At 67.5% G+C, this 7,800-nt stretch carries 9 protein-coding genes and 2 pseudogenes; 6 read left to right on the forward strand and 5 right to left on the reverse strand.

The annotated features are described in order from the left end of the window. The first annotated feature begins 11 nt into the window (after positions 1-11). Genes EV657_RS12420 through EV657_RS22210 form a run of 3 tightly spaced genes read left to right on the forward strand, consistent with a single transcriptional unit; the run spans position 12 to position 1,472 of the window. On the forward strand, positions 12-395 hold the full coding sequence (locus EV657_RS12420) for an NADH:ubiquinone oxidoreductase subunit NDUFA12 (protein ID WP_113669250.1): 384 nt from the start codon (positions 12-14) through the stop codon (positions 393-395). 7 nt (positions 396-402) lie between these two features. Beyond that, positions 403-915, forward strand: a complete 513-nt coding sequence (mlaD, locus tag EV657_RS12425) for an outer membrane lipid asymmetry maintenance protein MlaD (RefSeq protein WP_075786102.1) — start codon at positions 403-405, stop codon at positions 913-915. Then, on the forward strand, positions 912-1,472 hold the full coding sequence (locus EV657_RS22210) for a DUF2155 domain-containing protein (protein WP_237399830.1): 561 nt from the start codon (positions 912-914) through the stop codon (positions 1,470-1,472). Before mlaD ends, EV657_RS22210 begins: the two co-directional genes overlap by 4 nt. Here the strand turns inward: EV657_RS22210 and aat are convergent. From aat to accB, 3 genes are read right to left on the reverse strand one after another with little or no spacing between them, the layout of a single operon-like run. Then, a complete protein-coding gene (gene aat / locus EV657_RS12435) occupies positions 1,436-2,080 on the reverse strand; it encodes a leucyl/phenylalanyl-tRNA--protein transferase (protein WP_075787593.1) in 645 nt (214 codons plus the stop codon). The genes EV657_RS22210 and aat overlap by 37 nt on opposite strands. Before the next feature lie 31 nt (positions 2,081-2,111). Beyond that, on the reverse strand, positions 2,112-3,461 hold the full coding sequence (gene accC, locus EV657_RS12440; RefSeq protein WP_134078068.1) for an acetyl-CoA carboxylase biotin carboxylase subunit: 1,350 nt from the start codon (positions 3,459-3,461) through the stop codon (positions 2,112-2,114). A gap of 13 nt (positions 3,462-3,474) precedes the next feature. Continuing rightward, positions 3,475-3,969 carry an acetyl-CoA carboxylase biotin carboxyl carrier protein gene (accB, locus tag EV657_RS12445; protein ID WP_075786100.1) on the reverse strand — a complete coding sequence of 165 codons (495 nt, stop codon included), beginning with the start codon at positions 3,967-3,969 and terminating at the stop codon, positions 3,475-3,477. Positions 3,970-4,339: 370 nt separating this feature from the next. On the opposite strand from accB, the gene EV657_RS12450 reads away from it, so the two are divergent. Both EV657_RS12450 and preA read left to right on the forward strand, forming a co-directional pair. Further along, positions 4,340-5,680 (forward strand): NAD(P)-dependent oxidoreductase, encoded by a 1,341-nt coding sequence (locus EV657_RS12450; RefSeq protein WP_134078070.1) that lies wholly within the window; start codon positions 4,340-4,342, stop codon positions 5,678-5,680. A gap of 3 nt (positions 5,681-5,683) precedes the next feature. Then, positions 5,684-7,003 carry an NAD-dependent dihydropyrimidine dehydrogenase subunit PreA gene (gene preA / locus EV657_RS12455; RefSeq protein ID WP_134078072.1) on the forward strand — a complete coding sequence of 440 codons (1,320 nt, stop codon included), beginning with the start codon at positions 5,684-5,686 and terminating at the stop codon, positions 7,001-7,003. Between the two features lies 1 nt (position 7,004). Here preA and EV657_RS12460 read toward each other — a convergent pair whose 3' ends face one another. Continuing rightward, a complete protein-coding gene (locus EV657_RS12460) occupies positions 7,005-7,301 on the reverse strand; it encodes a hypothetical protein (protein WP_133260388.1) in 297 nt (98 codons plus the stop codon). Positions 7,302-7,463: 162 nt separating this feature from the next. Next, a pseudogene (locus EV657_RS12465) lies at positions 7,464-7,706 on the reverse strand (TetR family transcriptional regulator C-terminal domain-containing protein); the annotation flags it as partial. On the opposite strand from EV657_RS12465, the pseudogene EV657_RS12470 reads away from it, so the two are divergent. Further along, a pseudogene (locus tag EV657_RS12470) lies at positions 7,697-7,800 on the forward strand (IS5/IS1182 family transposase); the annotation flags it as partial. The pseudogenes EV657_RS12465 and EV657_RS12470 sit on opposite strands and share 10 nt — an antisense overlap.

The following is a 7,800-nucleotide window of genomic DNA, read 5'->3' on the forward strand; positions in this document are numbered from 1 at the left end:
AGGAGGGACGCATGGGCGTGGTCGACAGTTTTCTCAGCTACGTGACCTGGTGGAACGGGCAGACCGTGAACACCCGGCTCTGGACCGCGCGCAATGGCCAGAAGATCGGCGAGGACGGGCAGGGCAACGTCTTCTACCGCTCGAAGGACGGCAAGCGGCGCTGGGTGATCTATAACGGCGAGGTCGAGGCAAGCCGGATTTCGCCCGAATGGCATGGCTGGCTGCACCACACCTATGACGCGCCCCCGACCGAGGCGCCGCTGCCGCACAAGGCCTGGGAAAAGCCCCACAAGGAAAACCTGACAGGCACGCCGCTGGCCTATGCGCCCCCGGGCTCGATCCGTCGGCCCGAGCCCGAGCCGCGGCGCGATTACGAGGCCTGGCAACCGGAATAGGCACGACATGGCAGAGAACAGCGCGACCGAAATCCTGACCGGCGCCGCCGTGCTGGCGGTGGCCGCAGGCTTTTTCGTCTATGCCTCGAACGCGACGGGCATGATCGGCAGTGCCGCCCAGGATCATTACGAACTGACGGCCAGCTTCCGCTCGGCCGAGGGGGTGGCGGTGGGCACCGATGTGCGGCTGGCCGGGGTCAAGGTCGGCACCGTGACCGCGCTTGACCTGAACCCGCAGACCTTCCGGGCCGATACCCGTTTTTCGGTGAAGACCGGGATCGAGATCCCCGATGACAGCACCGCCGCGGTCGCATCGGAAGGGCTTCTGGGCGGGACCTTCCTCGAACTGGTGCCGGGCGGCTCGCCCTTCAACCTGGAACCGGGCGCAGAGGTCTATGACACCCAAGGCGCGGTCGGCCTGATTTCGCTGCTGATGAAATTCGTCGGCGGCAGCGGCGGGTCGGGCGCGGCCGATACCGGGGATGACGCCGCCGCCACGGGCGGGGATGCCGGGCAATGATGCGCGCGGCGCTGGCGGCCTCCTGTCTGGCGCTGGCGGCGCTGCCCTCGGTGGCCCAGCAACAGTGGAGCCCCGACGGCTGGACCCCGGATGGCTGGTCGGTCGAGCCGCTGGAGGACATGCCCCATGCCGACGAGATGATGGAGGGGCTCGGGCTCGATCAGACCCAGCTGGCGGGCCGCCCGCTGCCGCTGGTGAGCCGCCCCGACCCGCTGGTGATGCAGGAGCACCGGACCGAGACCCGGACCGCCGCGGTGACCGACACGGCACCGATGGGCGCCGTGCTGCGCGGGCTCGACAAGCTCTCGGGCGACACGGTCGATCTGACGCTGGCGCCGGGCGAGACCGGTCGTGTCTGGCGGCTGACTGTGACGCTGGACGAATGCCGCTTTCCGGCCGATAACCCGGCCTCGGACGCCTTTGCCTTTCTGGACATTTCCGACCCGACCCGGAACAGCCACCTGTTTTCCGGCTGGATGATCGCGTCGAGCCCGGCGCTGAACCCTCTCGACAATTCGCGCTACGACGTCTGGGTGCTGCGCTGCAAAAGCAGCTGAGGCGCGGGGAGCGGCCCCGCCCGGTCGAAATTCGCCCCCCGGTTCACGGCGCGTTCCAGCCGTGACAGATAGTCGTCGCGCTCGATCTCGATGGCGCCGAGGCTGGCCAGATGGTCGGTCAGGAACTGCGTGTCGAAGAGCGTGAACCCTCCGATCCTGAGCCGGTCGACCAGATAGGCCAGCGCGACCTTCGAGGCGTCGGTGCGGCGCGAGAACATGCTTTCGCCGAAGAAGGCCGCGCCCAGCGTGACGCCGTAGACCCCGCCCACGAGTTCCTCGTTCTGCCAGACCTCTATCGTATGGGCATGGCCCAGCTCGAAAAGCTGCCGGTAGAGCCGGTAGATTTCGTCGTTGATCCAGGTCTCGGCGCGGCTGGCGCAGCCCTGCACCACGCCCTCGAAGGCGGTATCGACGCGGATCTCGAACCGGCCCCGGCGGATCGTGCGGGCGAGGCTTTTCGAGATATGGAAGCCCTCGAGCGGGAAGATGCCGCGCTTGCGCGGATTGACCCAGAAGATGCGCGGATCGTGACGCGACTCGGCCATGGGGAAGATCCCCATGGCATAGGCCCTGAGCAGGGTCAGTGGCGTCAGACGTTCGGCATCCATCATCGCGCTCCCGTGGCCGGGGGCGCGCCGGTCAGAGTTCGGGTCCGGACTCCAGCCAGCGTTCCAGCCAGTGGATATTGTAATTTCCGCGCTGGATGTCCGGTTCCATCAGCAGCGCCCGGAACAGCGGCGCGGTGGTCTCGATCCCGTCGACGATCAGCTCGCCCAGCGCGCGGTCCAGACGGGCCAGAGCCTCGGTCCGGTCGCGCCCGTGGACGATAAGCTTGCCGATCAGGCTGTCGTAATAGGGCGGGATCGAATAGCCGTCGTAAAGCGCCGAATCCATCCGCACGCCCAGCCCGCCCGGGGCGTGATAGGCGGTGATCTTGCCGGGGCAGGGCGCGAAGTTCGGCAGCCGTTCGGCATTGATCCGCACCTCGACCGCATGGCCGTTGAGCTGCAGGTCGTCCTGGCCGAAGGACAGCGGCAGGCCCTCGGCCACGCGGATCTGTTCGCGCACCAGATCGACGCCGAAGATCGCCTCGGTGACCGGGTGTTCGACCTGAAGACGGGTGTTCATCTCGATGAAGTAGAACTCGCCATCCTCGTAGAGAAACTCGATGGTTCCGGCGCCGGAATAGCCGATCCGGGCCACGGCGTCGGCGCAGACCTTGCCGATGCGGGCGCGGGTCTCGGGGTCGATGACGGGGCCGGGGGCTTCTTCCAGAACCTTCTGGTGGCGGCGCTGCAGCGAGCAGTCGCGTTCGCCCAGATGCACGGCATTGCCCTTGCCGTCGCCGAAGACCTGGATCTCGATATGGCGGGGCCGCCCGAGATATTTCTCGATATAGACCTCGTCATTGCCGAAGGCGGACTTGGCCTCGGCCCGCGCGGTCTGGAAGGCCTGCTCCAGATCCTCGGCGGTCTCCGCGAGCTTCATGCCGCGCCCGCCGCCGCCGGCGGTGGCCTTGATGATGACCGGATAGCCGATTTCGGCCGCGACCGTCTTCGCCGTCTCGAGATCGGGCACCCCGCCGTCGGACCCGGGCACGCAGGGCACGCCCAGCGCCTTCATGGTCTCCTTGGCGGTGATCTTGTCGCCCATCATCCGGATATGTTCGGCCGAGGGGCCGATGAAGGTGAGGCCGTGGTCCTCGACGATCTGCACGAAGCGGGCATTCTCGGACAGGAAGCCGTAGCCGGGATGGATCGCCTGCGCGCCGGTGATTTCGCAGGCCGAAATGATCGAGGGAATGGACAGATAGCTTTCGGTGCCGGGCGGCGGTCCGATGCAGACGCTTTCGTCGGCCATGCGCACATGCATGGCATCGGCATCGGCGGTGGAATGCACCGCGACCGAATGAATACCCATTTCGCGGCAGGCCCGGATCACGCGAAGCGCGATCTCTCCGCGGTTGGCGATGAGGATCTTGTCGAACATGATCCGCCGGGCCCTACTCGAGGATCATCAGCGGCGTGCCGTATTCGACCGGCGCTGAATCCTCGATCAGGATGCGCTTGACGGTCCCGGCGCGGGGGGCGGGAATGTGGTTCATCGTCTTCATCGCCTCGACGATCAGCAGCGTCTGGCCCTCGGTCACCGTGTCGCCGACCTTCACGAAGGCGTCCGATCCCGGCTCGGGCTGCAGATAGGCGGTACCGACCATCGGCGAGGTGACAGCGCCCGGATGCTGGGCGGGGTCCTCGACGCTGACCTCGACGGTGGCGCCGGGAGCGGCCGCGGCGGGGGCAGGGGCGTAGGCGGACATCGGCATCGCCGGGGCGTGCGCAACGACGGGGGCCGGCTGCGAGCGCGATACCCGTACATCCAGCGAGTCGTCCTCGCCATATTCGCGCTTGACCTGAAGTTCGGTCAGGTCGTGTTCGCGCAGCAGCTCGGCCAGCGCCTGGATGAAGGCGACGTCCGCCTCGTGGGAAGTCTTGGTCATGCCTGTCCTCGATCGGTCGCGCGGCCCCAGGCCCGGGGGCGGGGCCGCGGTAAGAATTGGGGCGCTTATACGCGAGGGAAAACCCCATGGAAAGGCGGTGCGGCCGGTTTTCGCGGTCCGCCCGGCCCCCGGGCGCCGCGGGCGCCGACCGACGGGTCCCCGGCGGATGGGGCCCGCAGGGCGGGGTCGGCGGGGTCCGGTCGGGCGCGCGGAGGCCCGCGCGGCGAAACCGGGGCTGCCCTTTTCTTGGGCTCCCGGTCCGGTCGCGGCCCGGAAATAGGGCAAAAGGGCGGCGCCGATAATTTACCTTTTGATAAAATCTGGCCGTGTGGCAGGCTCGCCCAAAGACAAGAAGACAGGGAGGGCCGGAATGGCCAATTCGCCACTGACCCCGGGCGTCGTTCCCGGGCGTCTGCAGCCAGACGACTATACCCGGAACTTCGCCGACAAGGCGCCGCCGCTGACCGCGCATGAGGCCGCGGTTGCCGCGGATCGCTGTTATTTCTGCCATGATGCGCCTTGCGTCACGGCCTGTCCCACCGCCATCGACATCCCGCTGTTCATCCGCGAGATCGCGACCGGGGCGCCTGCCGCAGCGGCGCGGACGATCTTCGAACAGAACATCCTCGGCGGCATGTGCGCGCGGGTCTGCCCGACCGAACAGCTGTGCGAGGAGGCCTGCGTGCGGATGACGGCCGAGGCCCGCCCGGTCGAGATCGGGCGGTTGCAGCGCTTTGCCACCGACACGCTGATGACGCGCGAGGGCCACCCCTTCATGCGCGCGGCGCCGACGGGGCGGAGGATCGCCGTGGTGGGCGCGGGGCCTGCAGGGCTGGCCTGTGCGCACCGGCTGGCGATGAAGGGTCATGAGGTGCAGCTATTCGACGCACGGCCCAAGGCGGGCGGGCTGAACGAATACGGCATCGCGGCCTACAAGACCGTCAACGACTATGCCCAGGCCGAGGTCGCCTGGCTGATGGGGATCGGCGGAATCGCTGTCACGAACGGCAAGGCGCTGGGCCGCGACATGACGCTGGATGAGCTGCGCGCGGGCCATGATGCGGTCTTCCTCGCGATCGGGCTGGGCGGCGTCAACGCGCTCAGGGCCGAGGGCGAAGAGAAGGCGCAGGTGGTGGATGCGGTCGATTTCATCGCCCGGCTGCGCCAGGCCGAGGATCTGTCGACCATTCCGGTCGGGCGCCATGTCGTGGTGATCGGCGGCGGCATGACGGCGGTCGACGCGGCGGTGCAGTCAAAGCTTCTGGGGGCGGAATCCGTCACCATGGTCTATCGGAGGGGCCGCGCGGCGATGGGCGCCTCGGAAGAGGAACAGCATCTGGCCAGTTCCAAGGGCGTGCGGATCGTCACCGGCGCGGCGCCGCTGCGTCTCTTGGGCGACGGCGCGGTCGAGGCGGTGGAATTCGCCTATACCCGCGAGACCGAGACCGGGCTGGAACTGACGGACGAGACCTTCCGGATACGGGCCGATCAGGTCTTCAAGGCCATCGGGCAGAAGCTTGAGGGGGCGCCCGAGGGGATCGCGCTTTCGGGCCGCAAGATCGCGGTGACCGGGCCGGGCCGCACCTCGATGAGCGGCGTCTGGGCCGGAGGCGACTGCGCCACCGGGGGCGACGATCTGACGGTGACGGCGGTGGCCGAGGGCCGCGACGCCGCCGAGGACATTCACGCAACGCTGATGGCGGAGGGCTGATCCATGGCCGATCTTTCCTGCGATTTCGTGGGCATCAAAAGCCCGAACCCGTTCTGGCTGGCCTCGGCGCCGCCGACCGACAAGGAATACAATGTCCGCCGCGCCTTTCAGGCGGGCTGGGGCGGCGTGGTCTGGAAGACGCTGGGCGAGGACGGCGCGCCGGTCGTGAACGTCAACGGCCCGCGCTACGGCGCGATCTACGGAGCCGACCGGCGGCTTCTGGGGCTGAACAATATCGAGCTGATCACCGACCGGCCACTGGAAGTGAACCTGCGCGAGATCACGACGGTCAAGCGCGACTATCCCGACCGGGCGCTGGTGGTGTCGCTGATGGTGCCCTGCGAGAAAGAGGCCTGGAGGCGCATCCTCGCCCGGGTCGAGGAGACCGGTGCCGACGGGGTCGAGCTGAACTTCGGCTGTCCGCACGGGATGAGCGAACGCGGCATGGGCTCGGCCGTGGGGCAGGTGCCCGACTATGTCGAGATGGTCACCCGCTGGTGCAAGCAGATGACCCGGATGCCGGTGATCGTGAAGCTCACGCCCAACATCACCGATATCCGCCTGGCCAGCCGTGCCGCCCATAAGGGGGGCGCCGATGCGGTCAGCCTCATCAACACCATCAACTCGATCACCTCGGTCGATCTGGACCTGATGGCGCCCGAGCCCACCATCGATGGCAAGGGCACCCATGGCGGCTATTGCGGCCCGGCGGTCAAACCCATCGCGCTGAACATGGTGTCCGAGATCGCCCGCGACCCGGCGACCCGGGGGCTGCCGATTTCCGGCATCGGCGGGGTGACCACCTGGAAGGACGCGGCCGAGTTCATGGCACTGGGGGCGGGCAATGTGCAGGTCTGCACTGCGGCGATGACCTACGGCTTCCGGATCGTGCAGGAAATGATCGCGGGGTTGTCGGACTGGATGGACCGCAAGGGCCATGCGCGGCTTGAGGACTTCGTCGGCATGGCGGTGCCGAACGTGACCGACTGGCAGTATCTGAACCTCAACTACATCGCCAAGGCGCAGATCGACGCCGAGACCTGCATCAGATGCGGCCGCTGTTATGCCGCCTGCGAGGATACCAGCCATCAGGCCATCGAGATGACGGCGGACCGGTCGTTCGTGGTGAAGGACCAAGAGTGTGTGGCCTGCAATCTTTGCGTCGACGTCTGCCCGGTAGAGGGCTGCATCGAGATGCGTCAGCTGGCGCCGGGTGAAATAGACCCGCGCACCGGAACAGAGGTCCCGGCGGGATATGCCAACTGGACGACCCACCCCAACAATCCCGGGCGAAAAAGCGCCGCGGAACAGGGGTTGGAGTAGGTCAGACTTCTATGTCAAGCTGGCGCGGGGCCGGCTCGGACGTGTCCCCGGCCATCTCGACCCGCCAGAAGACGGACGCTTCGTTCTGGCGCCGCTCGGCTTCAAGCTGAAGCGGCGTCGTATCGAAGGCGGGCGGCGGCCCGGCAGGACGGTCGGGATCGGGCGCAGGAAATTCCTGACGTATCGGCGTCTGGCCGCGTTGGCCGGTTTCCGAACGGGTCTGGCTTGCACCGCCGCCAGATCCGGCGGCAGCCACCGGCGCCGTCGGCGCCGCAGGGGCGACAATGGTAGGCGCCACATCGTGCGCGCCTCCCACCGAAATGGGAGCGATAAATTGCATTTCACCCAAGCTCCAGCTCAGGCCCCCACCACTATCAGGAAATATGCACGAGACCGGGGGACTTGAGAAGATCCCGGCGGCAGGTTTCTGATCTCAAGGTTAACGCCCCGCCGCGCCTCGTCAGGGGGTCAGCAAGCGGCGGAACAGGGTCGCCAGATAGCGGTCGGCGCCGTCGAACGGATCGTCCTTGCCCGCGCCCAGCACCGCCCGGACCTGCACGTCGAAATCGGCGTAATGCTGGGTCAGCGCCCAGATCGAGAAGATCAGGTGATAGGGATCGACCGGCGCGATCCGGCCCTCGCGGGCCCAGCCGGCAATCACCGCGGCGGTCTGGTCGACCAGGGTTTTCAACTCGCCTTCAACGCATCGAGATCATGTTCGGGCGCCTCAAGGACTGGCGGCGCGTCGCCACGCGATACGACCGGTGCCCGGAAACGTTCTTCTCCGCGATCATGCT

Origin of the sequence: Rhodovulum visakhapatnamense (assembly GCF_004365965.1) — a bacterium.
Classification (GTDB): Bacteria; Pseudomonadota; Alphaproteobacteria; order Rhodobacterales; family Rhodobacteraceae; genus Rhodovulum; species Rhodovulum visakhapatnamense.